We start from the raw sequence: 24,941 nt of genomic DNA, 5'->3' as shown, positions 1-24,941 counted from the left end.
CCCGTCCTGGGTGACGGTGCGCATCTTCCTGCCAGGAGCCTCCTCGATGATTCGCGCCCGCCCCGTCACCGCCGAGCACCCCGAGGACCTGGTCCTGGCCTTCCGGCGGATGGGGCTGGCTCCGGATGCCCAGACGGTGCTGCGGGAGACGCTTCCGCTCGTGCGGCTGCTCCTCACGGGTTTGGGCCGGCCGGAGGAGGCGTTCCTGCGGGCACTCCCGGCTGCCCCGCTGGCCCCGGCTTCCGATGACGCCTGTCCGCCGACGGAGGCCGTCGCTGAGCAGGGGGCGGGCCTGCCGACTTCCCGGGCCACGCCTCGCGCTCCAGGCCCTGGCGCCTATCCCAGCTGGCTGCCCGGGGACGCCCAGGCTCGGCCAGGGACGGGCCTGCTGACCGGGCGCGCCGAGCAGTTCCAGCGGCTGGTGACGGCTGCACGCGCCGATAGCCGGGGCCTGTCAGCACTGGCCTCGGCGGTGGCGTCCGCGCTGGCCGCGGGGACCGTGCCGCCAGCGCTGGTGCTGGGCAGGCGCCGCTTCGAATGGGGCGCGCGCACCTACGTCATGGGCGTGGTGAACGTGACGCCGGACAGCTTCTCGGACGGCGGGCGCTACTTCGGCGCGGAGGCCGCCATCGCCCATGGGTTGGCCCTGGCGGAAGCGGGCGCGGACATGCTCGACGTGGGCGGTGAGTCCACCCGGCCGGGCTCCCTCCCCGTGAGCGTCGAGGCGGAGCTGGCCCGCGTGGTCCCCGTCATCGAAGGGCTTCGCGCCCGCACCGACGTCCCCATCTCCGTGGACACCACCAAGGCCGCGGTGGCGCGCGAGGCACTGAAGGCCGGCGCGCACCTCATCAACGACGTCACCGGCTTCAGCGCCGATGCGGCGCTCCCTCGCGTGGTGGCCGAGGCCGGAGCGGCCTGTTGCCTGATGCACATCCAGGGCACGCCCGCGACGATGCAGCAGGCGCCTCGCTACGATGACCTCGTCGAGGACGTCCTCGCCTTCCTGGAGGCCGCCATCGCGCGCGCCGAGGCCGTGGGCATCCCCCGGCAGCGCATCCTGCTGGATCCTGGCATCGGCTTCGGGAAGACCTTCGACCACAACCTCTTCCTGCTGCGCCGCCTCAACGAGCTACGCGTCCTGGGACTGCCGCTGCTGGTGGGCACCAGCCGCAAGGGCTTCCTCGGCCGGCTGGCGGGCGGCAAGCCCGCCGCCGAGCGCCTGGCGGCGACGCTGGGGTCCGTGGCATCCATGGCTGCCCTGGGGGGGGCGGACGTGGTCCGCGTCCATGACGTGGCCGAGGCTCGGGACGCGCTGGCTGTCGCCGACGCCATCCGGCGAAGTGAGGACGGCGGCGCGCTCTACGGCCGGTAACACGGTGTGGCTTTCAGCCCTCACGGTGTGGCGCGGATGGGGGCATGCCTCATGTGCCCGGGGCGCCGGACGCCGCCATCTTCCTCTGGCCGCTTCCCGAGCCGCCGTGTAAGGACGCAGGCGATTGGATTGGTACTGATTTCGCAACCTCTTCGAGACTGCGTCGGCCCGCATGCCTGGGAGGTTGCCCGGGGAGCAGCGGGTTCCTAACTTCGAGCCCGCGTGGTGGGCGGGGTATAAGCCCCGACGTCGAGAGGCCGGCGCAGGCCCGGCGTGGGAAAGGTGGAGCGGCACACATGGCGTACAGGATGAACATGCCTCCGAAGGAGGCGCAGGCTTCCCAGAAGCTGTTCGGCACGGATGGTGTTCGCGGCAAGGCGAACGTCTATCCCATGACTGCCGAGGTCGCGATGCAGCTCGGGCGGGCGCTCGCGTTCCTCATCCGCAATGGTCCGCACCGTCACCGCGTCATCGTGGGCAAGGACACGCGCCTGTCGGGCTACATGCTGGAGCAGGCGCTGGCCGCCGGCCTCACCTCCATGGGCGTGGACGTGGAGCTCGTCGGGCCGCTGCCGACGCCGGGCATCTCCAACATCACCACCTCCATGCGGGCGGACGCGGGCGCGGTCATCTCCGCGTCCCACAACCCCTACGAGGACAACGGCATCAAGTTCTTCTGGCGCGACGGCTTCAAGCTGCCGGACGAGACGGAAGGCAAGATTGAAGAGCTGGTGTCCAGCGGCTCCATCGACTCCATCCGCCCCACGGCCACCAAGATTGGCCGGGCGTTCCGCATGGAGGACGCCCGCGGCCGTTACATCGTCTTCCTGAAGGCCACCTTCCCGCGGGAGCTGACGCTGGAGGGGATGACCATCGTTGTCGACTGCGCCAACGGCGCGGCCTACAAGACGGCGCCCGCGGTGCTGGAGGAGCTGGGCGCCAAGGTGATTGCGCTCGGCGTGCAGCCGGACGGCAAGAACATCAACCACAAGTGTGGCGCGCTCTATCCGGAGAACCTCGCCAAGGCGGTGGTGAAGCACGGCGCCCACCTGGGCATCGCCCTGGACGGCGACGCCGACCGCCTCATTGTCGTGGACGAGAAGGGCAAGGTCGTGGATGGCGACGCCATCATGGCCATCTGCACGGGCGAGCTGGTGGCGCGCAAGCAGCTCAAGAAGAAGATGCTGGTCGCCACGGTGATGAGCAACATCGGCCTGGAGCGCGCGGTGTCGCGCTGGGGCGTGAAGGTGGCTCGCACGCGCGTGGGGGACCGCTACGTCGTCGATGAGATGCGCCGCAACGGCTACAACCTGGGCGGCGAGCAGAGCGGCCACCTCATCTTCCTGGACCACACCACCACCGGAGACGGCACCCTGGCGGCGCTCCAGCTGCTGGCGGTGATGTGCCGTGCGGGCAAGCCCCTGAGCGAGCTGGCCTCCATCTTCGAGCCCGTGCCCCAGACGCTGCTCAACGTCGTCGTGAAGCAGAAGAAGGAGCTGGGCGAGCTGCCGTCGGTGATGAAGGTCATCAAGCACGTGGAGCAGCGGCTGGGCAACTCCGGCCGGGTGCTGGTGCGCTTCTCCGGCACCGAGCCCAAGGCCCGCGTCCTCATCGAGGGCGAGGACGCCGCCCGCAACCAGGCCTTCGCGAAGGAAATCGCGGACGCGCTGTCCAAGGCCCTCAGCGTCTGACGCCGGCTGCGCTCGGCGGTTGACTTCCGGACGCTGGCGGCGTGAAGAAGGGCCAGCGCGCACCGGGGCCCTCCCACAATCCCACGGCCGCGCTCGAGCGAGGTGCGGTCGATGGGACAGCGACTGGGTGTCAACGTGGACCATGTGGCGACGCTGCGTCAGGCGCGGCGCACCACGTATCCGGATCCGGTGACGGCCGCGGCCCTGGCGGAGCTGGCCGGCGCGCAGCAGATCACCATCCACCTGCGCGAGGACCGGCGGCATATCCAGGACCGGGATCTGCGCATCCTCCGTGAGACGGTGCAGACGCTCCTGAACCTGGAGATGGCCGCCACCGCGGAGATGGTGAAGATCGCCTACGAGCACAAGCCGGACGTGGTGACGCTGGTGCCCGAGCGCCGCGAGGAGCTCACCACGGAGGGCGGCCTGGAGGTCGCCAACCAGCGCGAGCACATCGCGAAGATCATCAAGAACCTCAAGGACGGTGAGATTGCCGTCTCGCTCTTCATCGACCCGGACCTGGACCAGGTGCGGGCGGCGCACAAGGTGAACGCGGACCGCATCGAGCTGCACACCGGCCGCTACTGCGAGGCGCGCAACGAGAAGGAGCGGGCCCGGGAGCTGGCGCGCATCATCGACGCCGCCAAGGCCGGCACCAAGCTGGGCCTGGGCGTGGCCGCGGGCCACGGGCTCAACTACGACAACGTGCAGCCCATTGCCCGCATCAACGAGATCGACGAGCTGAACATCGGGCACTCCATCGTGGGCCGCGCGGTGCTGGTGGGCTTCGAGCGCGCCGTGCGCGAGATGCTCGAGCTCATGCGCAACCCGGGGTAGGGCGCCATGGGAATCCGGGGCCTGGGCCTGGACATCTGCTCCATCTCCCGCATCCAGCGCATCCTGGACGGGCCTCGCGCCGAGCCCTTCCTGAACCGCGTCTACACCGAGGCGGAGCGGGCGCTGTGTGGCCGACGCAGTGACGCCGCCAGCGCCTTCGCCGCGCGCTTCGCGGCCAAGGAGGCCCTGGTGAAGGCGCTGGGCGCGCCGCCGGGCATCCGCTGGAAGGACATGGAGGTCCGCCGGGAGGGCGGAGCGCCGTATTTCGCACTCTCGGGCGTGGCTCGGGAGGTCATGGAAGCGCGAGGGCTGGAGGCCTTCCTCGCGTTGACCCACGATGCGGACGTCGCCGCCGCCACGGTGGTGCTCCAGAAGAAAGGGGATTGAAGCCATGCTGCGAGTCCTCACCGCCGCCCAGATGCGCCAGGCCGAGCAGGCCGCCGAGGCCCATCACGGCATGCCCTCCGCGCTGCTGATGGAGAACGCGGGACGCGGACTGGCGGAGGTGGCTCGGGGGCTTCTCGGCCCGGGCGGGCGCTTCGTGGTGGTGTGCGGGCCGGGGAACAACGGCGGGGATGGGCTGGTGGCCGCGCGGTTCCTCCGGGAGGGCGGCGCCTGCGTGTCCGTGGTGATGGTGGGCGAGCCCGCGAAGCTGACGCCGGAGGCTCGACGGAACCTGGAGGCGGTGAAGGGCTTTGGTGTGACGCCTCGCACGCTGGCGGACGTGGAGCCGGCCCGGCGCGGGGACGTGGTGGTGGATGCGCTCTTCGGCACGGGCTTGAGCCGCGCGCCCGCGGGGACGTTCGCGGACGCGGTGTCGGCGATCCGGGGCTGGCGCGCCGCGGGGGCGAAGGTGGTGGCGGCGGACGTGCCGTCCGGGCTCCAGAGCGACACGGGCGAGCCCTTCGCGCCGTGCGTGGAGGCGGACGCCACCGTGTCCTTTGGCTTCCTCAAGCCGGGGCAGGTGCTGGAGCCCGGTGCCTCGCTGTGTGGACGCGTGCACCGCGTGGACATCGGCATGGGGGGCGCGGCTTCGACGGAGGTCTCCGGGCCCGAGCTCTTCGTGGTGGAGGAGGCGGACGCCCGGCGCACGTTGCCGGTGCGCAAGCCGGACTCCCACAAGGGGACCTTCGGTCACGTCCTGGTGGTGGCGGGCAGCCGGGGGAAGACGGGCGCCGCGGCCCTGGTGGCGAAGGCGGCGCTGCGCTCGGGCGCGGGGCTCGTCACGGTGGCGGCTCGCGCGGACGCGCTGGACACCATCCAGGCGCACTCGGCCGAAATCATGGGCATCCCGCTGGAGGCCTCGGGGCCGCTGGGGCTGGGAGACCTGGACGCGCTGGTGGCCGCCGCGGAGGGCAAGGACGCGCTCGTCATCGGGCCTGGGATTCCCCGGGGACCGGAGACGGGGGCGCTGATAGGCGAGCTGCTATTTCGGGTGGAGGTGCCCACCGTGCTGGACGCGGACGCGCTCAACGCGGTGGCCACGGACCTGTCGGTGCTGCGCCGGGCGAAGGGGCCGGTGGTGATGACGCCGCATCCGGGCGAGATGGCGCGGCTGACGGGCAAGTCCACGAAGGAGGTCCAGGCGCACCGGCTGGACGTGGCCCGGCAGTTCTCGGCGGGGCTGAAGGTGACGCTGGTCCTCAAGGGCGACCGGACGCTGACGAGCGATCCGGACGGGCGCGTGTACCTCAACACCACGGGCAACCCGGGCATGGCGTCGGGCGGCTCGGGGGACGTGCTGTCGGGAATCTGCGGCGCGTTCCTGGCGCAGTCGTTCCCGCAGCCGGCGGCCATCTGGACGGCGGTATACGCGCATGGGCTCGCCGGAGACCTGGCGGCAGGGAAGCGCGGACAGCTGGGGCTGGTCGCGGGAGACCTCGTGGAGCAGGGGCTGTGTGACGTGTGGCTTCGGTGGGAGCGATGAGCGCGGAGACGACGGCGGCGCGGGTGCGGACGGTACGGCTGGAGTCTCCCGAGGAGACGCACCGGCTGGGTGTCCGCCTGGGCGAGCTGCTGGAGCCCGGTGACTTCGTCGGGCTGATTGGCGACCTGGGCGCGGGCAAGACGCACCTGGTGCGCGGTGTGGCGGAGGGGGCGAAGGTGCCTCGCGCGGAGGTGGCGAGCCCCACGTTCGCGATTGTCTATCCGTATTCGGGGCGCATCCCGCTGTACCACGCGGACCTGTACCGGCTGACGGACTACGACGACCTGTACGCCACGGGCTTCCTGGACCTCGAAGGCACCGAGAGTGCGATGCTGGTCGAGTGGCTGGACAAGATTCCGCAGGCCGCGCCCCGCGACTACCTGCGCGTCACGCTGAAGCACGCGGGCGGCGAGGCACGCGAGCTGACGGCGGAGGCGTTTGGCGCACGGCCGGCGGCGTTGCTCGACGCGTGGATGCCCTGAGACCGCGCGGCGCTCACGCCACGCTGCGCGACGCGTCCGTCTTCACGGGCGGCAAGAGATCCGTGCCCACGAGCTCCGTCACACGCCAGCGGTGGAACACGAGGTTCGCGTCCACGCCGATGATGTCCTCCTCCGGCACCGGCGCCCAGTACGGGCCGCCGCACAGGGACTCACTGGCGACGACGAGCTGCTCCAGCTTCGTGCCCGGCGCCGGCAGCGTGGCCACCTCGTTGCGCGAGCCGTTCGTGGACACGAACAGCGTGCGGTGGCGCCGCGTGGCGACCATCGTTGAGCCGTCGGACACGAGGAAGTTCATTGCCGAGCGCTCGGCCTGCCCCGGCACATCCGTGATAGCCGCCACCAGTGACATCGTCTCCGCCAGCGCGCGCGCGACCGCCTCCACGGAGACCTGCCGGTCGATCGAGTGCCGTGCCGCCAGGCGGGTGAGGAACAGATAGAAGCAGCGCTCGCTGTCCGTGGTGCCCTTGATGTTCCCACGGAGGCTCGGGCAGATGAGCGCTTCCACGGCCGCCCGGTGCTTCGCGAACTCACGCAGCGTGCCGTTGTGCACGAACGACCAGCGGCCATGCAGGAAGGGGTGCGAGTTGCGCAGCTCCACCGCGCCCACGGACGCGAGCCGGATGTGCGCCACCACCGTGTGCGACGACACCCGGCTGCTGACCCGCTGGAAGTCCGGGTCGCTGTGCGCCGGACCCACACCGTGCGCCACCACGGGCGCTGGCTCGACACCGTAGGCCGCGATTCCCCACCCGTCCTTGTGCTCGCGCGACTGGATGAGGAGCGAGTTCTTCTCCGTCACCAGGGCGGGGTGGACGGCGGCGGGAATCGCTGAACGGAATCCAAATAATCGGCACATGGCTGGTGGCGAATACTCCTAACGTCCGGCCCTGACAGATGTCGTCCCGTATCTATCCATCCGGCGCCGCCATGTCTCTGCGACGCCGGTTCACGCGCAGCCGTCCATCGGCTGCCGGACATGGATGCGTCCGGTCTTCACCACGACTCGCGCGTGCGTGACTCCTAGATGGTAGGGCAGGTGGCGGTACGAAGCACAGCTGAAGACCACCAGGTCGCCCGGGTCACCCACGGACAGCCTGCCGTGCCGTTGCAGCCCCAAGGACAACGCGGCGCCCCGGGTGGCTGCCCAATACGCCTCGGCGGCCGTAAGCCCGTTTTCCAGGCACGCAAGTCCCAGCGCCAACGCCGTGTTTTCACTCATGGCGGAGCCTGGATTCACATTGGTGCCCAAAGCAACGTTGAGGCCCGCGTCGCGGATGCGGCGGCCGGGCGCGTAGGGCCGCATGCGCAGGAACAGCGTCGAGGTCGGCACGAGGACGGCTGTCACATTGGCCGCCGCGAGCGCCCGGAGCCCCGCGTCCGTCACCTGCTCCAGGTGGTCGGCCGTTGCGGCTCCAAGCTCCGCGGCGAGCTCGGAGGCACCGAACGCGGTGAGCTGGTCCGCATGCAGCCGGGGCACCATCCCCAGCGCCTTGCCCGCGCTCAGGATGCGGCGCGCTTCGTCGACGGTGAAGGCGCTGTCCTCCACGAAGACGTCACAGAAGCGCGCCAGGCCCTCGCGGGCGACAGCGGGCAGAATCTCGTCGATGCACAGCCGCACGTAGTCCTCGCGCCGGCCGCGGTACTCCTCGGGGAGCGCGTGCGCGCACAGCAGCGTGGGCACCAGCTCCAGCGGCGTGAGCGTGCCGAGCCGCCGCACCGCGCGCAGCATCTTCAGCTCCGACTCCAGATTGAGCCCGTAGCCGCTCTTCACCTCCGCCGTCGTCACGCCCTGCTCCAGCAGGCGCTTCGCGCGGGGCAGGGCGAGCCGCACCAGCTCGTCCTCGCTGGCGGCCCGCGTGGCCCGCACCGTGCCAGCGATGCCGCCGCCCGCCTTGGCAATCTCCAGATACGTGGCGCCCTGGTTGCGCAGGTCGAACTCCGCGGAGCGCTCGCCCGCGAAGACGAGGTGCGTGTGCGGGTCCACGAAGCCCGGGCCCACGAAGCCGCCCTGGGCATCCACCACCTCCGTCCGCGCTCCTACCACTCCGGGGGGCAGCTCCGACTCCGGCCCCACGTAGGCGATGCGGCCGCCGCTCACGCCCACCACCGCGCCGGGGCGGGGCGTCAGCGCGTCCTCCGCGCGCTCGCGGTGCGAGCCCTCGACGGTGAGCACCTCGGAGGTGTTCCGAACCAGCAACTCCAGCACGTCCATGCCTCAACGACCTCCGCGAACGCCCATGAGGGGGACGTTCCAGCTCAACCCGTTTCCGACCTTCGCCCGGCCGAAGCCGCCGGACACTTCCAGGTCGTTCAACCAACCCCAGGAGATGCGCGCCGCCACCACGCCGCCGTAGTGCAGCGCGTGCTCGTTGCGGCCCGCCGAGGCCACCGTGTGCCACGACACGAAGGGCACCAATCCCAGGGACACGTTCTTCTCGGGCTGCATCGTCAGCGCGCAGGACACCTCCGCGCCGAAGATGCTGCCCGGGCCGCCTCGGGAGGAGGTCAGCCCGAAGTCGCTGGCGCCCCGGAGCGCCAGCGCCGGAGCCAGCCCGAGCTGCTCCGAGCCCAGGTAGTACGACGCTCCGGCGTACACCCCGTACCCGGGCAGCGGCACGGGCAGGAACATCTCGCCCTGGATGCCGGTGTGCACGTGCAGCCGCTCCGACAGCGGCAATGTCAAGGCCGCGTCGAAGGCCACGCCCCACTGCTGCGTGGAGAAGCTCGCCTCGTCGCCGCGGAAACGGTCCCCCGTGGGCAGATTGGGCTGCGTCCCCGCGATGGGCGCGCTGAGCCGGGGGCCCGAGCGCATGCCCATCTGCATGACATTCTGGTCCGGCCGTCCGGGCCCCAGGCGCATCACCATGGGGCCCATGGCCGTGGGGGCACACCCCGCCGATGCCGCGATGGCGGCGCTCCACAGCCCGACGACTGTCGCGCGCAAGCGCATCACGGCTGGCTCCTGTCTCAGGCGGTGATGCCGGGAATCTTCACGCCGCGCTGCTTCGCCACCTTGATGGCCTCCGGGTAGCCCGCGTCCGCGTGGCGCAGCACACCCATGCCAGGGTCGCTGGTGAGCACACGCTCGATGCGGCGCGCGGCCTCCGGCGTTCCGTCCGCGACGATGACCTGGCCCGCGTGCAGCGAGTAGCCCATGCCCACGCCGCCGCCGTGGTGGAAGGACACCCACGAGGCGCCGTTCACCGCGTTCACCAGCGCGTTGAGGATGGGCCAGTCCGCCACCGCGTCCGTGCCGTCCTTCATCGCCTCCGTCTCGCGGTTGGGCGACGCCACCGAGCCGCAGTCCAGGTGGTCCCGGCCGATGACGATGGGCGCCTTCACCTCGCCCTTGCGCACCAGCTCGTTGAACGCGAGGCCCGCCTTGGCGCGCTCGCCATAGCCCAGCCAGCAGATGCGCGACGGCAGGCCCTGGAAGGCCACGCGCTCCTCCGCCATGTGCAGCCAGCGCTGGAGCGAGGCCTTCTGGGGGAACAGCTCGCGCACCACGCGGTCCGTGACGCGGATGTCCTCCGGGTCACCGGAGAGCGCCACCCAGCGGAAGGGCCCCATGCCCTCGCAGAAGAGGGGCCGGATGTAGGCCGGGACGAAGCCGGGGAACTCGAAGGCGTTCTCCATGCCGCCCAGCTGCGCCTGGCCGCGCAGGTTGTTGCCGTAGTCGAAGACGTGGCTGCCGGCCGCCTGGAAGTCGTTCATCGCCTGCACGTGCATCATCATCGACTCACGCGCGCGGCGGACGTAGGTCTCCGGGTCGCGCTGGCGCAGCTCGGCGGCCGCCTCCAGCGACAGGTCCGTGGGGATGTAGCCGTTCAGCGGGTCGTGCGCGCTGGTCTGGTCCGTGACGAGGTCTGGCTTGATGCCGCGGCGGTACAGCTCGCGGAACACCGAGGCCGCGTTGCCGATGACGGCGATGGAGCGACCCACGCGCTTCTCCTGCGCCTCCTTCACCAGCGCCAGCGCCTCGTCCAGGTCCTTGGCGACGACGTCCAGGTAGCGCGTCTCCACGCGGCGGCGGGCGCGGGTGGGGTCGATCTCCACGCCGAGGAACACCGCGTTGTTCATGGTGGCGGCCAGCGGCTGCGCGCCGCCCATGCCACCCAGTCCGCCGGAGAGGATGAGCCGGCCGGCCAGGTCATCGGTGCCGAAGTGGTAGCGGCCGGCGGCGGCGAAGGTCTCGTAGGTGCCCTGGAGGATGCCCTGCGTGCCGATGTAGATCCACGAGCCCGCGGTCATCTGGCCGTACATCATCAGGCCCTTCTTCTCCAGCTCGTGGAAGTGCTCCCAGTTGGCCCAGCGGCCCACGAGGTTGGAGTTGGCGATGAGCACGCGTGGCGCGTCCGGGTGCGTCCGGAAGATGCCCACCGGCTTGCCGGACTGGACGAGCAGGGTCTCCTCGTCGCCCAGGTCCTTCAGGCTCGCCACGATGCGGTCGAACGAGGGCCAGTCGCGGGCGGCCTTGCCGGTGCCGCCGTAGACGACGAGGTCCTCGGGGCGCTCGGCGACGTCCGGGTCGAGGTTGTTCATCAACATCCGGAGCGCGGCCTCCTGGACCCAGCCCTTGCAGGACAGGGTGGAACCACGGGGGGCACGGATGACGCGGGACATGAACGGACTCCTAGGGTGTGGCAGACGGAAAGGCCCGGCACACTACCTGAACCGGCGTGCTTCCGGGCCACTGCGATGTCTCCGTCGCGCCGCGTCGCGTCCGTCGCCTCACGAATGCAGCGTGTCGTCGTCGGGCTCATCACTCCCGGGGTATTGGACGGGTCTGCGCGGGGCGGGCGGGGCCATGACGCCCTCGTCGCGATGGACGCGAATGTCGTTGATGACCTCCTTCACTCCGAGCACGTCCCTGGCCAGCGCCTCGGTGGCGTGACGCTCGTCGTGGCTGCGCACCACGCCGCCCAGCAGCACCACGCCGTCGCGCACGCGGATGTCGACGTCTCCGGCGTCCACCCAGCTCTGCATCAACCGGTCGCAGAGGTCCGCGAGGATGCGCTCGCTGGAGCGCTGGTAGCCGCGCGGTGCCCGGCCTCGAGGCACCTGCCCGTGGCCTCCCCGGCGCTCCACGCCGCCTTCGTAGCCGCCGTGTCCCCGCTCGTGGTCCTCCGGCCGGGTGCGGCTGGTGGCGTACCCGTCCCACGGCGGCGCCATGTTCTCCACACCGGGCCCATGGCCCGCGGGCTGGGTGCCGCCGTAGCGGACGTCCGTCTCCGCCAGGCGCCCGGCGGCACGCCAGGGCCGGCTCCGGTCCATGCCTCCCGTGGCCCGGTGGCGGCCTTCCCGGGTGGCATCTGCTCCCCGGTAGCCAGAGGTGCCACCCCCTGGGCCTCCCCGGGCGTCTGGGCCACCGTAGTCGCCCGTCCGGCCCCGCCGGCCCCGTCCCTGGCCGCCCCGTGGGCCTCCATGGAAGCGGTCGTCCGCGGATGCGTCTTCTCCGACGTCCCGGAAGGTGCCGCTGGGGCTGTAGCCGGGCTGCCGGGCAATCTGCTCCGGGTCGAAGTCCCGGGCGCGGCGGTCCAGCTCCCGGTCCAGGTGGAAGTCACGGCCGTATTCCCGCGCACGGTCCAGGGCGCGTGCGGCGCGGCCGTAGTCGAGGTCGTGCCGGAAGTCGCGCGCATCCCGCTCCCTCGCCGCGTCTCGGAAGTACCGCTCGCTGTCGAAGGCGCGCGGCTGCCAGTCGTCCTCCTCGCCCCAGGTGTCCCGGCGCTCGGGGCCGTGCGCGTCGCCGCGCTCGTCCCAGTCGGGTGGCCGGGACGGCGGGCCACGCCGGTGGAATCGTTCGTCCTCCCACGTGCCTCGGGACCGCTCTCGGTCTGCCCACCGTGGATCGTCGTCGCGCCTGCCGTTCATCTGGATGGCCTCCTCGCTCCGGGGTTGTTCGCCCGGACCTCGTCCCTGGACGTTCTGGACCGCGAGCGGTCCTGGCAACGCGGCCTGTCCCAGAACGGGGGCCGGCCGGGCACGGAGGCGCCCGGCGAGGCGGCATGCGGGTGAGGCGCCCGGTGCTCCGCGAGCGTTCCCGCGCGGCCCGGGCGCGGTAGAGTCCCCTGCGTCGCGGTCGGCCGGTCGACCGGCCGCAGGTCGCCTGGAGGGAGTGCCATGGATGACGGGAAGCGAAACGCACAGGGACCGGGAGCCGGGGCGGCTTCCTCCCTCGTGAAGGCGCCCCCGAGCGCCCAGCCTCCCGAGGAACTGCGAGGGCCCTCGGTGGGCCCCATCGCGACGGTGGCGGGCGGCATCCCCGCCGTCGTCTCCGCGATGCGGCACGTCTATGGTGAAATGGACGTCGTTCGCGGCACCCGGCTGCTGCTCAAGGTCAACCAGAAGGAGGGCTTCGACTGTCCCGGCTGCGCGTGGCCCGACCCCGGCCACCGCTCCATGGCGGAGTTCTGTGAGAACGGCGCCAAGGCGGTGGCGGAAGAGGGCATGTCCGCGCGGGTGACGCCGGAGTTCTTCCGCCAGTGGAGCGTGGCGGCGCTGTCCCAGCAGACGGACCACTGGCTGGGCAAGCAGGGCCGGCTCACGCATCCGATGGTGCTCCGCGAGGGCGCTGCGCACTACGAGCCCATCACCTGGGACGATGCCTTCGCGCTGGTGGCCGAGGAGCTGAACGCGCTCGACAGCCCGGACGCCGCCAGCTTCTACACGTCCGGCCGCACCAGCAACGAGGCCGCGTTCCTGTACCAGCTCTTCGTGCGGCAGTTCGGCACCAACAACCTGCCGGACTGCTCCAACATGTGCCACGAGTCCAGCGGCACGGCGCTCAACGAGACGGTGGGCATTGGCAAGGGCACCGTCACGCTGGAGGACTTCGACAAGGCCGACGCCATCTTCGTCATCGGCCAGAATCCGGGCACCAACCATCCGCGCATGCTGTCGTCGCTCCAGGCCGCCGCGCGCCGGGGCTGCCAGATTGTCAGCATCAACCCGCTGCCGGAGACGGGGCTCAACCGCTTCAAGCATCCGCAGGACGTGCTGCACCTCATCGGGCCCGGCACGGCGCTCAACACCCTGTTCCTCCAGGTGCGAATCAACGGCGACGCGGCGCTGCTGCAGGGCCTGGGCAAGGCGCTGTTCGAGATGGAGGACGCCCGGCCGGGCTCCGTCGTGGCCAGGGCCTTCATCGACGACAAGACGCTGGGCTTCGACGCCTACGCCGCCCACATGCGCGCGGTGACGTGGGAGGACGTGGAGGCGGGCAGCGGCGTGCCTCGCGCGCAGGTGGTCGCGGCGGCGGAGATCCTCGCGCGCTCCGAGCGCAACATCTTCTGCTGGGCCATGGGCCTGACGCAGCACCGCAACGGCGTGGCCTGCATCCAGGAGATCGTCAATCTGGCGCTCCTGCGTGGCAGCATCGGAAAGCCGGGGGCGGGGCTGTGCCCGGTGCGTGGCCACAGCAACGTGCAGGGCGACCGCACCATGGGCATCTGGGAGAAGCCGCCCGCGGCGCTCCTGGCGGGGCTGGAGCGGGAGTTCGGCTTCGTGCCGCCGCGGCACCACGGCATGGACGTGGTGGAGACGCTGCATGCGATGCACGATGGCCGGGTGAAGGTGTTCTTCGCGCTCGGCGGCAACTTCCTGTCCGCCACGCCGGACACCGAGTTCACCGCCGCGGCCCTGCGCCGCACGCGCCTCACCGTGCACGTGTCCACCAAGCTCAACCGCGCGCACCTGGTCCATGGGCGGCGGGCGCTCATCCTCCCGTGCCTGGGCCGCACCGAGCGCGACGTCCAGGCGGGCGGCGCGCAGTTCGTCACGGTGGAGAACTCCATGGGCGTGGTGTCGGCCTCCCGTGGCACGGTGGCGCCTGCGTCGGAGCACCTGCTCAGCGAGCCTGTCATCGTGGCCCGGCTGGCGTCGGCGGTGCTCGGTGCGCGGTCGAGCGTCCCCTGGCTGTCGCTGGTGGAGGACTACGACCGCATCCGCGAGCGCATCGCCCGTGTCATCCCGGGCTTCGACGACTTCAACCGCCGGGTGCGCGAGCCGGGGGGCTTCGCCCTGCCCAACGGACCGCGCGAGGGGCGCTTCACCACCGCGAGCGGCAAGGCCCACTTCACGGTGCACGCGCTGCCGAACATCACGCTGGAGCCGGGGCAGCTCCTGATGATGACGATTCGCACGCATGACCAGTTCAACACCACGGTGTACGGGCTGGACGACCGCTACCGCGGCATCCGCAACGGCCGGCGGGTGGTGCTGCTGCATCCTTCGGACATGAAGGCCCTGGGGCTGTCGGCGGACCAGGTGGTGGACCTGCGCAGCCACTTCGAGGGTGAGACCCGGCTGGCGCGCAGCTTCCGCGTGGTGCCGTACAACATCCCGCGAGGGTGCGCCGCCACGTACTTCCCCGAGGCCAACGTGCTGGTGCCCGTGAACAGCTTCGCGGAGAAGAGCCGCACGCCGACCTCGAAGTCGGTGGTCATCAGCATCGCCCCAGCGGGGGAGACGCGGTCCCTGCCCGCGGGAGCGGTGGCGTGAGGCGCGTGAGAGACCATGCAGCCGGTCAGTGAAGCAGGGTGGCCGGAGTCGCTCCGGCCGCTCTACGAAACGGTGACGGGCACGTCCACGGCGGAGGCCGCGGTGGCTTCCGCCGGGTGGCGTGAGTCGTTCGCGGCCTGGGTGCGTGGCGCCACGCTGGACGAGCGCACCCTGGCGCGGGCCGCGGCGTGGAGCAGGCTCGACTCGGGCGAACGGACCCCCGCCGAGCTGTTGTTCCTGCTCTCGTCGTGCATCGAGCTGCTCTGGCCCTATGTGGCGCCGCTGCCGGGGCTGTTGCCGCGGCTGATGTGGCGGCAGGAAGCAATGCTCGCCGGGCTCCTCGAAGCGGGGGACGTGGAGACCGTTGCGCGGGTGCGGCGCGAGACGGAAGCCACCGTCACCACGGTGCTGACGCGCATCCTCAAGCGCCACCCCGAATCGCTGCGGGCAATGGTGGGCGACGCGCCTTGCTCCTTCGATGGCCGGGCCCTGCGCTTCCACGGCGCGGTGGAGGTGGACCTGCGCCAGGTGCTGGGCACGGGGGCTCGCTCCATCGCCTTGCTGGAGCAGCTGCGCGCGCTGATGCCCGCGACGGTGGCGGAGGGCAGGGACCGGCTGGCGGACTTCATCCGGACGCGGGCCTCGCGGCTGCCCTGGCGGGAAGCCTCGGAGGTCCTGGCCGAGCGGCTCTTCGCCCTGGCGACGTCCCCCGAGGGACGCAGTGGCATGAGTGGCTTCCTGGCCTGCTACCCCGCGGGACGGAAGGAGCCGGACTGGTGCGCGAGGGCCGGGCTGCTGCTGTCGCGGACGCTGGAGGTAGGGGGCCCACCCGAGGTGGTGGAGAACCTGTGCGAGCTGCTGGCGCGCTTCGATGCGCCGCCGGTGGACGGGCTCCGCGGGGCGCTGGGTGCGCTGGTGGGCGGCGAATTCGAAGGCGCGGCGGACCTGGGCCCGGTGCGCTTCGTGCTCGACCACTGCCAGGCCACGCTGCGCAAGGGCGAGCCGGGGCTGGTGCTCACGCTGCTGTGGCTGGAAGAGCGGTTGTTCCGGGCGGCGGTCCGCAAGGGTGTGCCGGATGCGTTCGAGCGGCGCAAGCGGGCCCTGACGAAGCTGCGGCCGGGCGCTCCGGGATTCGAGCACCTGCACTGGCTGGCGGAGGAGTGCGCCGAGCTCTGGCCGCGCTTCCTTCCGGGAGGTGTGCGGCCAGGACTGGACGAGCTGGCCGCGTGGCGGCACGAGGTCGCCGAGCGCGTGGGACGCAAGCCCGTGCTTCGCAAGGCGGCCATCGAGTTCTTCCTGTGGTGCGCGCCGGATGCCGCGTCGTCCGAAGCGGAGCTCACGGTGCTGGCGTTGGTCCGCACCGCCACGGACCGGCGGCAGGTTCGGCGGCTGAAGGAGCACCCTTCCTCGCGGGTCCGGCTCCGTGTGCGCACCCTCCAGTCCTGGTTCCAGGGCGAGGAAGGGAAGAGCAAGTCGGGGACTGGCGTGGAGCCCGTGCCGGGTACCGGGCCTGCGACGTTGACGGAGGCCCTGCGCCACCTGCACGTGACGCGCGCGGTGCCACTGGGCGGCCGGACGTGGCTGCGAGACCGGGACCTGGAGGAGGCGCTGCTTGGCGCTATCGGTCGCGCGGAGGCCGAGTTCTCCTCTCGTTATCCTGCGCGCTTCCGCGAGGACACTCCGGCGCTGGCGGCGGAGTTGCTGGAGGGTCTGTCCGCCGAACTGGCGCGCGTGCAGGAGGACCTGTCCGCGCTGATGGCACAAGGACAGTCGGCGCCGCGAGCGCTGGCGCTGTCGCTCCGGCGCCGCGAGTCTGTGGAGCCCGTAGCGGCCGCCGAGACAACGTCTGTGGTGACCGTGGCGATTACTTCGGCTACTGAAGCAACGCCGGTGGGGGCCGTAGCGGCCGCCGAGACAACGTCTGTGGAGCCCATGCCAATTGCATCGGCTGCTGATGCAACGTCGGTGGAGGCTGAGGCCGATGCTGCGGCTAGCGAAGCTACGTCGGTGGAGGCTGAGGCCGTCGCCGCGGCTAGCGAAGCAGCGCCGGTGAAGGCTGAGGCCGTCGCCGCGGCTAGCGAAGCAGCGTCGGTGAAGGCTGATGCCGTCGCCGCGGCTAGCGAAGCAGCGTCGGTGAAGGCTGATGCCGTCGCCGTGGCTGCTGATGCAACGTCGGTGGGAACTGAGTCCGTCGCCACGGCTGCTGATGCAACGTCGGTGGGGGCTGAGTCCGTCGTCGCGGCTGCTGATGCAACGTCGGTGGGGGCTGAGTCCGTCGCCGCGGCTAGTGAAGCAACGCCGGTGGAGGCTGGAGCCGTTGCCGCGGCTAGCGAAGCAACATCGGTGGAGCCTGTCGCGGCGGCTGCGAATACCGAATCAGCGTCGGCGGAGCGAATTGCGCCTGAATCGGAGCCTTCGATTGCGGAGGAGGAAACCGCAACGGCTTCGGTGCGGGCCGTGGCTCAAGCGGCTGGGTTCGTAGCTGCGGCGGCAGAGCCCGTGGCGCCGAAGCCCAGGGCCCCAGTGCCCGAGCCACTGCCGGGCGCCGGGCGCTCCGGCGTGGAGGTGGCCTTCGTCCTCGACATCGCGGTGGGCGAGTTCCTGCGCACGCGCCGAATGGTGTCCCTGCACGTCGTGAAGCTGGAGCAGCGCGGGGAGGGCCAGTGGCTACCCGCGTTCAAGCTCGGCCGTGAGCACCTGGATGCGCAACTGCTGCGGACCGAGGCCGCGTTCTGCCTGTTCCTGGTGCCGCCATTCCCCCGAGCCGAGTGCTGGGTGGTCCCCTCGCGCACGGTGCGCGCATTGATGGAGAGCCAGCGCTCGCTGTCGGGCGTGTCACGCGAGGCGGTCCAGCGCGTGGCCCGGCCACTGTCTCATTGGCTCCTACAGGACGTCGTGGGCCTGTGGACTGGAGACGAACGGCCCGAGGCATTGGCCCGCCTGGACTCGGCAGGTGATGGGCCGGACTTCACCGTCGAATGGCGTCTTGGCTAGCGCGCGGTGGTAGCGTCATGTGTCGATGAGTCACTCCGATCGACCGCAGGGGGGCGGGGCCAATGTCCGAGGCGACTGATGCCATCCAGCAGACGCGACCAACGGGGACGGGACGACCCGGAGCGGGAGGCGCGGTCCGTCGCTTCCGGCTCACCGTCCTGGAGGGCCCGCAGCCCGGTCAGTCGAAGGAGTCCAACGCGGATTCGTGCTCCATCGGTTCGCATGGGCTCAATGACTTCGTCATCGAGGAGCCCACCGTCTCGCGCTTTCACTGCGAGGTGAAGGTCGACCCGGATGGCGCCCGGCTGCGGGACCTGGACAGCCGCAATGGGACCGTTCTCGATGGCGTCCATGTGCGCGATGCGTACCTGCGCGGAGGCAGCATCCTCCGCCTGGGGCGCGTCAGCGTCCGCTTCGACTTCAGCCCGGAGAGCAACCGGCTCCTCATCTCGGATCGCACGACGTTCGGTGAGCTGGTGGGGTCCTCCGCTGTGGCGCGCGGCAGCTTCGCGCTGTTGGAGCGCGCCGCGGCGAGCGACGCGACGGTGCTGCTGGAAGGAGAGACGGGCACGGGCAAGAGCCGCGCGGCCTTCGCCATCCATCAGGCCAGCGCACGGGCCTCCGGGCCCTTCCTCACCGTGGACTGTGGCGCCATCCCCGCGAACCTGCTGGAGAGCGAGCTGTTCGGCCACGAGAAGGGCGCTTTCACGGGCGCCCTTCAGCGCCGTATCGGCGCCTTCGAGGAGGCGGACGGCGGCACCATCTTCCTGGACGAGATTGGCGAGCTGCCCCCGGAGCTTCAGCCCAAGCTGCTACGGGTGCTGGAGAACAAGGAGATTCGCAGGTTGGGGGCCAATGGCTACCAGCCCGTCAACGTGCGTGTCATCGCGGCCACGCACCGCGACCTCCGCGCGGAGGTGAACGTCGGCCGCTTCCGCCCGGACCTGTTCTTCCGGCTCGCCGTGGTGCGCATCATCATCCCCGCGTTGCGCGAGCGGCCCGAGGACATCCCGCTCATCGCCGAGCGCATCCTGAAGAACCTGGGGGCGGGCGATGCGCAGCTCTCATCGTTCGGTACGCCCGAGTTCATCGCCCAGCTCCAGCGGGCCGCCTGGCCCGGCAACGTGCGTGAGCTGCGCAATCACCTGGAGCGCTGCCTCGTCTTCCAGGACGCCATGCCGCCCGATGCCGACGAGGTGAGCGCCCAGGCCGTGCTGCGCAGCCTCGTGGACCCCAAGCAGCCCTACGCCGAGGCACGCCGCCGCGCGCTCGAGGCGTTCGAGCGCGAGTACCTGGATGCGCTCCTCAAGCTGCACGGGGGCAAGGTGTCGCAGGCCGCCGCCGCCGCCGATATGGATCGCGTGTATCTGTACCGGCTGCTGCGCCGGCACGGCCTGCGAGCGTAGGACGTCGTCAGCGCGCTGTGATGGCCTCCGACAGGCGCACCTGGCCTGCCGTGCCGCCTGACGCCCAGGTTTCCAGGCGCAGCAGCTCGCTTCGGAGCAGTCGGGGCCTTCCCTGCGCGTCCTCGCCGAGCTCGATGGGGGCCGCGTGGGCATACACGCGGACCTCCACGTTCGCGCCCGCCACCTCGCACGCCCGTTGAAGGACGGTGCCTGCCAGGTGCCGCGTGTCATCCAGTTCGCGGCCCCGGGCCTCGGGCTCGGGGGACAGAGGATGCCAGGCGAGCACGGCATTGCCGCTCTCCAGCGCGAGCCTCCAGCCACGCGCCTCCAACTCGGCGAGCGCCGTGTCCATCGCGGCGTCCCGGGCATCCAGCGCCGCGTCGGACGGCTCGTCCACGACGTCGGGGAAGCGAAGCTCCACGTAGAGGGCAGCGGCCCAGCTCGCCGGAGGCCCCGGCGCGAGGGCCGCGCGAAGGGCATCCAGGAACGTGGGCACATCCGGCCAGCGTGCCTCGGGTGTCTTCGCGAGGCACCGCTGGAGCACGTCGTCCAGCGCGGGCGGCGCGCGAACCCGCCCAGCGAGGCGCGGCGGCGGGGCGTGCAGATGTTGTTCCTCGACCTCCACCGCGCTGGCTCCGTCGAACGGAAGTGTCCCCGTGAGGAGCTGGTAGAGCAGCACGCCCAGCGCATACAGGTCCGTGCGCGCGTCCACGGCCTGGCCGCGAATCTGCTCGGGAGCCATCGATATCGGCGTGCCCAGCACGGTGCCGCCCGTCGTCAGGCCGGTGAGCCCCTCGGGCGGCTCCACGCGGGCGATGCCGAAGTCGACCAGCTTCACGGTGAAGCCCTCGGCGCGCGGGAGCACCATCACATTCTGGGCCTTGAGGTCGCGGTGCAGGACGCCGAGACCATGGGCGAGGTGCAGCGCGGAACCCAGTTCCTCCATCACCGTGAGCGCCTCGCCCAGCGAGAAGGGCCCCCGGCGCGTGAGCCAGCGGTCCACGCTTTCACCTTCCAGCCACGCCATGGCCAGCCAGGGGCGCCCGTCGCGAAGCTCTCCGTATTCGAGCACCTCCACGATGTGAGGATGGCGCAAGGCCCGGAGCGTGTCCGCCTCCTGCTTGAATCGCCGAAGCACGCCCGGCACGTGGTTGAGCTCGGCGCGCACGACCTTGACCGCGGCCGGTGCCCGGGTGCTGAAGTGGGTCGCGCGATAGAGCCACGCGCTCACGCCGGCATGGACGCGGGATTCGATGACCCAGTCGCCCACCAGCGCTCCGGGCTCCAGCTCGTCACCGTAAAGGGATACTTCGTGGTCGCGTGGGGCCCCTCCGGCCATGGGGTGTACCTCCGTGCGCATCAGACCTGCGCTGCTCGTGCCCTGCTAGCACGCCTCTCAGGGCGCCTCCACCAGGGCCCGGACGCGGTCCGTCCAGAGTGGGGCCTCGCGCGCGGTCGCCTCGACTTCCTCAACCCGCTTGCGCAGCGTGGCGGCGTCACCCGCTGCGCGTGCCGCGCGTGCCGCCCAGACGAGAATCTCCAGCCGCTCGTCGGGAGTAGCCACCTGTCCCGACACATCGACCAGCCGGGCCCATTCGTTCGCGGCGTAGGGCTGGAGGCCCCGGGCTTCGTCCACCACGCGCCGGACGACGGAGAGCATCAAACGGTCCGCTGGCGACAGCCGCGACTGCGTGTCGGGCGCTTCCAGCCACTCGAGGTGGCGTGACACCTCTGGAAGGTCACCCAGCTCGCAGCACAGGCGTGCCACCAGCAGGGCGTCCTGGGCCATGGACCTGGGGAAGAAGCGCTGGCTGAGGACACCGGCCCGGCGCGCAAGGGGGAGCGCCTCGGCGGCACGGCCCTGGTAGCCGAGCAGCAGCGCGAGGTTGAAGGCCGACGTCCGTTCAATCTGCACGTTGCCGAGCTCTCGCCCCAGCGACACCGCGCGCTCCAGGTCCGCGCGAGCCGCGGCGGCGTCGCGGCGCTGGACGTGCAACACCATCCGGTTGTTGAGCGCCACGCCCAGGTGGAGGGTGTCCCCGGTGTGCTCGCAGAGGGCGATGGCTTCGGCAAAACGGTTCGCGGCCTCGTCCAACCGGTCAGTCCACGCGAGCATCGCGCCCAGCATGGACAGGGCAATGGCCTCGGTCTCCGTGTCCGCTCCTGCGCGAGCGGCCGTGACGGCTTGCTCCAGCGCGGGCACGGCGCCGGTGAGGTCTTCGCGCCTGACGAGGACACGCGCGTGGGCCAGGGCGTGCCGTGCGGCCAGCGCGGGGGGAACGCCATCTCGAAGGCAGCGCAGCGCTTGTTCCAGCAGTGCGGTGGACCCCTCCGCGTCGTCCTGCCAGTCCAGGGCGGTGGCCTCTTCGAGCAGCAGGTCGGCCTCGCGCACCACGTCCTGGTGGGCCACGGCCAGCGCTCGGGCGGCGCGCAGGTCCTCGATGGCGTCGTCGATGCGCTGGAGGCGGTAGCGGACCCTCCCGCGGCCGGACAGCAGCTCCAGTCGGGTCGCCCCGTCTTCGCGTGCGACCAGGGCCAGCGCGGCGGAGGAGTGCCGCTCCGACTCCAGCAGCCGGTGCGCGCGGCGGGCAGACTCCGCCAGTTGTGTGTGGAGGGAAGCGGCCTGTCGCAGGTCTCCCGCAGACTCCGCCAGCCGAGCCCGGCGGGCGGTGGGGGCATCGGGGAGGGCGCGCAGGGCCGCCAGGCAGATGCTTCGCTTCAGCGGCGCGGGCAGCAACGCGCCATAGGCTTCGCGCAGCGTGGGGTGCTCGAAGCGCCACCGTCGCGGGCCACGGGGTTCAAGCATCCCCGCGCGCGCGAGCCGCTCCAGGGCGACTCCCGGGTCGAGCGACAGGTCCAGCGAGGCGTCCAGCTCCAGCTGAGCGAGCGTGGCGGACAGCTCGTCCAGGCGCACGTCGTCTCCCAGCAACGCCGCGACCTGGAGCAGCGCGCGCAAGCCGGAGGGCAGGGCCGAGAGGCTTCGCTCCGCGAGCCGCTCATCCGCGCCGGAGAGGTCGGACCTCAGTCCGTTCAGCGCATCGGCCGCCAGGTAGGCGCCACCGTCCGGCCGGGTGCGAATGGCTCCCGCGCTACGGAGGGCGCGCACCGTCTCCTGCATGCGCAAGGGCGAGCCGCCACAGCGGTCCACCAGCTCGCGCAGGACACCCTCGGCGATCAGGTCCACCGGGCGGAGGAGGTGACGGAGCAGCTCTCGTGCGTCCTGTTCCGAGAGGGCTGGGAGCTCTCGCTGCTCGGCATGGAGGGCCCGCTCGCCGAGGTAGGGGCGCATCTCGAGGAGACGGTGCCGCCCGGCGAGCACCACGCAGAGCGACGCGGTGCCACCCGTGAGCGTCGCGAGCTCCAGGGCATCGAGGGCGGTGGGGTCCAGCGCGTGCGCGTCGTCCACGAGCAACACCCAGGGTTGCGTGGCCGCCAGCCGCCACAGGCGTTCCGCGATGGCCCGCGCCACGCGTTGTCTCCGTGCTGCCGGGTGCATCGCCGCCAGGTCGTCGGAAGGCCATGTGTCAGCCAGCAGCCGGGACAGGGCCTCGTCTGACGCCGTCTGGGACGGGAGTCCGAGGACGGTGCAGACGAGGCTGCGCAGGCCGCTCTCGCTGGCGCTGCTCTCGTCCGCCAGCGATTCCACGACGAGGACGCCGACCCCAGGCGTCGCCTCCAGTTCCTTCCTCCATGTCGAGAGCAGGCGCGTCTTGCCCAGGCCCTCGTCGCCCAGCAGCGTGCGCAGTACGGGTGAACCGCTGGACTGGGCGCGCGCGAGCCCTTCGCGCAGCCAGGACAGCTCCTTGTCCCGGCCCAGGAGGACGTCGGCCGGAGGGGCCTGGAGGGGAGGGGCGGGCGTCGCCGTCGCCTCGTCCACGTAGGCTCGGGCCTGGGCCGTGAAGTGGATGGGCCCCGTGGCGGCCTCCTGTCCGGAGGGAGGCCACCACCGCTCCGGGCGCTCCAGGCCGGAGCCCCCGAGTGTGAGCCGGCCCGAGCGCTCACGGATTCGCAGTGGCGCGCAATGCACGGCGAAAGTGGCTTCGCCGGGGAGGACGTTCCTCAGCAGCTCCGCGGCGCGGTGCGCGGCCCGCAGCCCGGCTTCCACAGGCGCTTCGTGGGGAAAGGCGAAGAGCGCGAGGCCTGCCTCCACGCGAGCCAGGGTGGCGCCGCTGCCTCCCAGGTGGGCCACCAGGGACGGAGCGGGCTCCAAGGTGCGCACCCCGAGCAGCGCGACCTCGGTGCTCGCGTCCGCTGCTGGCGTCGCCGCGGATTCGGGCCGCGAGCCACGAACTGCCCCCTCGGCCATGCCTGTCGGTGCGCCCGGCGTACCAGCGGGCTCCATGTCCAGTCCCGCGGGGACGGGGCGCGCACCGCGAGTTGACTTAGCGGCCGTGCCTGTTCGTACGCCCGACCCATTAGCGGGGCCCATGTCTCGTCCCGGAGGGGCACGCCGCGCTCCGCGAGTTGACTCAGGGGCCGTGCCTGTTCGTACGCCCGACCCATTAGCGGGGCCCATGTCTCGTCCCGCAGGGGCACGCCGCGCTCCGCGAGTTGACTCAAGGGCCGTGCCTGTCGGCTCACCCGGCGCATGAGCGGGGCCCATGTCCCGTTCCACAGGTGCGTGCTGCGAGGCGCGCTCTGGCCCTTCGGCCGTGCCTATCGGCTCACCCGGCGCACGCACGGTTCCCATGTCCCGCACCGACAGCTCCGCGCCCGCCACGTCCAGAATCCCGCGCAGCGCACCGGCCACCTCGCGTGCACTGCTGAAACGGTCCTCGGGGGCCTTGGCCAGCAGCCGCTGCACCACCGCTGCCACCTCGCCGGGCACGGGCCACGGCGTCAGCGAGGCCAGGGCCGGAGGCCTGCGGGAGACATGTGCCTGGAGCACGGCCGCGCCATCGCCCACGAAGGGGGGCCGAGCGCACAGCAGCTCGAAGGAGATGACCCCCAGGCTGTACAGGTCCGAGCGCGCATCGATGTGCCGCGCATCCCGGCACTGCTCGGGGGACATGTATTCATGCGTCCCCAGCCGCTGCCCCGTGCGCGTCAGACCGGGCGCGAGGGCTTCCGCATCATCGCGCGACGACAGGCGAGCCAGGCCGAAGTCCAGGAGCACCAGCCGTGCCCCCGAGCGCATGATGTTCTCCGGCTTGAGGTCCCGGTGGATGACGTCCGCGGCATGGGCCCGGGCCAGTGACTCGGCCAGGGCGCACATCAGCGGGAGCGCCTCGGTCCAGGGCATGGCTCCCGCGCCGGGCAGTTCCGCGAGCTGCCGCGCCAGGGTCGTCCCCTCGATGCGCTCCATGACGACGACCCGCTCGCCCTCGGGCGTCGTCGCCTCGCCGAGCAGCGCGGGTGTCACAGGGGGCCCGATGCGGCGCAGGGCCTCCAGCTCACGGGACAGCCGCTCTCCGGCCAGCGGCTCCAGCACCTTGAGGGCGACCTCGTGCCCATCGTGCTCGCGCCGGGCGGAGAACACCCGACCGAAGCCTCCTCGGCCCAGGGCCTCCCCCAGGACGTAGCCGCGCACCGCTGGCGGCGCGGGCTGCGGGCTCGGCGCGCGAATCGCGGCCTCGGCGTGGAGCGGACAGCGCTCGACCACACGTCGATGGCAGGTGGGGCAACGCATGGACATCCGGGCCGGGGGCAGAAATGCGTTCCGCCTCGCGAGCATCGCGGGTCCACGGCGCGGGCGGAAGGCGCCCCCGGGCC

The 24,941-nt window shown here is 71.6% G+C and carries 16 protein-coding genes; 9 read left to right on the top strand and 7 right to left on the bottom strand.

Translation table 11 applies throughout. From position 1 onward, the window contains the following. The first annotated feature begins 46 nt into the window (after positions 1-46). The 6 genes from folP to tsaE all read left to right on the top strand — a co-directional run bounded on the left by folP (position 47) and on the right by tsaE (position 6,309). Positions 47-1,372: a dihydropteroate synthase gene (gene folP / locus VZL07_RS37490; protein ID WP_426752766.1), complete on the top strand. Its 1,326-nt coding sequence runs from the start codon at positions 47-49 to the stop codon at positions 1,370-1,372. A 296-nt stretch (positions 1,373-1,668) separates the two neighbouring features. Further along, positions 1,669-3,063: a phosphoglucosamine mutase gene (glmM, locus tag VZL07_RS37485; RefSeq protein WP_426752765.1), complete on the top strand. Its 1,395-nt coding sequence runs from the start codon at positions 1,669-1,671 to the stop codon at positions 3,061-3,063. A gap of 111 nt (positions 3,064-3,174) precedes the next feature. Further along, on the top strand, positions 3,175-3,900 hold the full coding sequence (locus VZL07_RS37480) for a pyridoxine 5'-phosphate synthase (RefSeq protein ID WP_426752764.1): 726 nt from the start codon (positions 3,175-3,177) through the stop codon (positions 3,898-3,900). 6 nt (positions 3,901-3,906) lie between these two features. Continuing rightward, on the top strand, positions 3,907-4,287 hold the full coding sequence (acpS, locus tag VZL07_RS37475; protein WP_426752763.1) for a holo-ACP synthase: 381 nt from the start codon (positions 3,907-3,909) through the stop codon (positions 4,285-4,287). Positions 4,288-4,291: 4 nt separating this feature from the next. Continuing rightward, the gene (locus VZL07_RS37470) at positions 4,292-5,827 is read left to right on the top strand and encodes an NAD(P)H-hydrate dehydratase (RefSeq protein WP_426752762.1); all 1,536 of its coding nucleotides are present in this window, start codon (positions 4,292-4,294) and stop codon (positions 5,825-5,827) included. Continuing rightward, positions 5,824-6,309, top strand: coding sequence for a tRNA (adenosine(37)-N6)-threonylcarbamoyltransferase complex ATPase subunit type 1 TsaE (tsaE, locus tag VZL07_RS37465; RefSeq protein WP_426752761.1), 486 nt, complete (start codon positions 5,824-5,826; stop codon positions 6,307-6,309). The genes VZL07_RS37470 and tsaE overlap by 4 nt, the downstream gene beginning before the upstream one ends. 13 nt (positions 6,310-6,322) lie before the next feature. Here tsaE and VZL07_RS37460 read toward each other — a convergent pair whose 3' ends face one another. From VZL07_RS37460 to VZL07_RS37440, 5 genes are all read right to left on the bottom strand, one after another. Beyond that, a complete protein-coding gene (locus VZL07_RS37460; protein WP_426752760.1) occupies positions 6,323-7,186 on the bottom strand; it encodes a class II glutamine amidotransferase in 864 nt (287 codons plus the stop codon). Positions 7,187-7,276: 90 nt separating this feature from the next. Further along, entirely contained in the window at positions 7,277-8,542 is a 1,266-nt protein-coding gene (hutI, locus tag VZL07_RS37455; protein ID WP_426752759.1) for an imidazolonepropionase, read from the bottom strand. 3 nt (positions 8,543-8,545) lie between these two features. Further along, on the bottom strand, positions 8,546-9,280 hold the full coding sequence (locus VZL07_RS37450; RefSeq protein ID WP_426757455.1) for a hypothetical protein: 735 nt from the start codon (positions 9,278-9,280) through the stop codon (positions 8,546-8,548). A gap of 17 nt (positions 9,281-9,297) precedes the next feature. Beyond that, positions 9,298-10,953, bottom strand: a complete 1,656-nt coding sequence (gene hutU, locus VZL07_RS37445) for a urocanate hydratase (protein WP_426752758.1) — start codon at positions 10,951-10,953, stop codon at positions 9,298-9,300. A 108-nt stretch (positions 10,954-11,061) separates the two neighbouring features. After that, entirely contained in the window at positions 11,062-12,201 is a 1,140-nt protein-coding gene (locus VZL07_RS37440; RefSeq protein WP_426752757.1) for a BON domain-containing protein, read from the bottom strand. A 249-nt stretch (positions 12,202-12,450) separates the two neighbouring features. Between VZL07_RS37440 and VZL07_RS37435 the strand changes: the two genes are divergently transcribed. The 3 genes from VZL07_RS37435 to VZL07_RS37425 all read left to right on the top strand — a co-directional run bounded on the left by VZL07_RS37435 (position 12,451) and on the right by VZL07_RS37425 (position 19,229). Then, entirely contained in the window at positions 12,451-14,829 is a 2,379-nt protein-coding gene (locus VZL07_RS37435) for an FdhF/YdeP family oxidoreductase (RefSeq protein WP_426752755.1), read from the top strand. A gap of 15 nt (positions 14,830-14,844) precedes the next feature. Continuing rightward, positions 14,845-17,823, top strand: a complete 2,979-nt coding sequence (locus tag VZL07_RS37430) for a hypothetical protein (protein WP_426752754.1) — start codon at positions 14,845-14,847, stop codon at positions 17,821-17,823. A 62-nt stretch (positions 17,824-17,885) separates the two neighbouring features. Then, a complete protein-coding gene (locus tag VZL07_RS37425; RefSeq protein WP_426752753.1) occupies positions 17,886-19,229 on the top strand; it encodes a sigma 54-interacting transcriptional regulator in 1,344 nt (447 codons plus the stop codon). 7 nt (positions 19,230-19,236) lie between these two features. Here VZL07_RS37425 and VZL07_RS37420 read toward each other — a convergent pair whose 3' ends face one another. Together VZL07_RS37420 and VZL07_RS37415 are read right to left on the bottom strand one after the other, a co-directional pair. Next, the gene (locus VZL07_RS37420; protein ID WP_426752752.1) at positions 19,237-20,568 is read right to left on the bottom strand and encodes a serine/threonine-protein kinase; all 1,332 of its coding nucleotides are present in this window, start codon (positions 20,566-20,568) and stop codon (positions 19,237-19,239) included. A gap of 57 nt (positions 20,569-20,625) precedes the next feature. Beyond that, on the bottom strand, positions 20,626-24,858 hold the full coding sequence (locus VZL07_RS37415; RefSeq protein WP_426752751.1) for a protein kinase domain-containing protein: 4,233 nt from the start codon (positions 24,856-24,858) through the stop codon (positions 20,626-20,628). Positions 24,859-24,941 lie beyond the last annotated feature (83 nt).

It is taken from the genome of Pseudomyxococcus flavus (assembly GCF_050038885.1).
Taxonomy (GTDB): domain Bacteria; phylum Myxococcota; class Myxococcia; order Myxococcales; family Myxococcaceae; genus Myxococcus; species Myxococcus flavus.
The sequence above is the reverse complement of the archived record's forward strand: the minus strand, read 5'-3'. Positions and strand labels throughout refer to the sequence as shown.

Excerpts from the sequence above, each read along its gene's own strand:
- tsaE (WP_426752761.1), top strand. The coding sequence starts at position 5,824 with ATGAGCGCGGAGACGACGGCGGCGCGGGTGCGGACGGTACGGCTGGAG.
- VZL07_RS37415 (WP_426752751.1), bottom strand. The coding sequence starts at position 24,858 with ATGCGTTGCCCCACCTGCCATCGACGTGTGGTCGAGCGCTGTCCGCTC.
- VZL07_RS37420 (WP_426752752.1), bottom strand. The coding sequence starts at position 20,568 with ATGGCCGGAGGGGCCCCACGCGACCACGAAGTATCCCTTTACGGTGAC.
- folP (WP_426752766.1), top strand. The coding sequence starts at position 47 with ATGATTCGCGCCCGCCCCGTCACCGCCGAGCACCCCGAGGACCTGGTC.
- glmM (WP_426752765.1), top strand. The coding sequence starts at position 1,669 with ATGGCGTACAGGATGAACATGCCTCCGAAGGAGGCGCAGGCTTCCCAG.
- VZL07_RS37440 (WP_426752757.1), bottom strand. The coding sequence starts at position 12,201 with ATGAACGGCAGGCGCGACGACGATCCACGGTGGGCAGACCGAGAGCGG.
- VZL07_RS37430 (WP_426752754.1), top strand. The coding sequence starts at position 14,845 with ATGCAGCCGGTCAGTGAAGCAGGGTGGCCGGAGTCGCTCCGGCCGCTC.
- VZL07_RS37450 (WP_426757455.1), bottom strand. The coding sequence starts at position 9,280 with ATGCGCTTGCGCGCGACAGTCGTCGGGCTGTGGAGCGCCGCCATCGCG.
- VZL07_RS37425 (WP_426752753.1), top strand. The coding sequence starts at position 17,886 with ATGTCCGAGGCGACTGATGCCATCCAGCAGACGCGACCAACGGGGACG.
- VZL07_RS37480 (WP_426752764.1), top strand. The coding sequence starts at position 3,175 with ATGGGACAGCGACTGGGTGTCAACGTGGACCATGTGGCGACGCTGCGT.
- VZL07_RS37470 (WP_426752762.1), top strand. The coding sequence starts at position 4,292 with ATGCTGCGAGTCCTCACCGCCGCCCAGATGCGCCAGGCCGAGCAGGCC.
- acpS (WP_426752763.1), top strand. The coding sequence starts at position 3,907 with ATGGGAATCCGGGGCCTGGGCCTGGACATCTGCTCCATCTCCCGCATC.
- hutI (WP_426752759.1), bottom strand. The coding sequence starts at position 8,542 with ATGGACGTGCTGGAGTTGCTGGTTCGGAACACCTCCGAGGTGCTCACC.
- VZL07_RS37435 (WP_426752755.1), top strand. The coding sequence starts at position 12,451 with ATGGATGACGGGAAGCGAAACGCACAGGGACCGGGAGCCGGGGCGGCT.
- VZL07_RS37460 (WP_426752760.1), bottom strand. The coding sequence starts at position 7,186 with ATGTGCCGATTATTTGGATTCCGTTCAGCGATTCCCGCCGCCGTCCAC.
- hutU (WP_426752758.1), bottom strand. The coding sequence starts at position 10,953 with ATGTCCCGCGTCATCCGTGCCCCCCGTGGTTCCACCCTGTCCTGCAAG.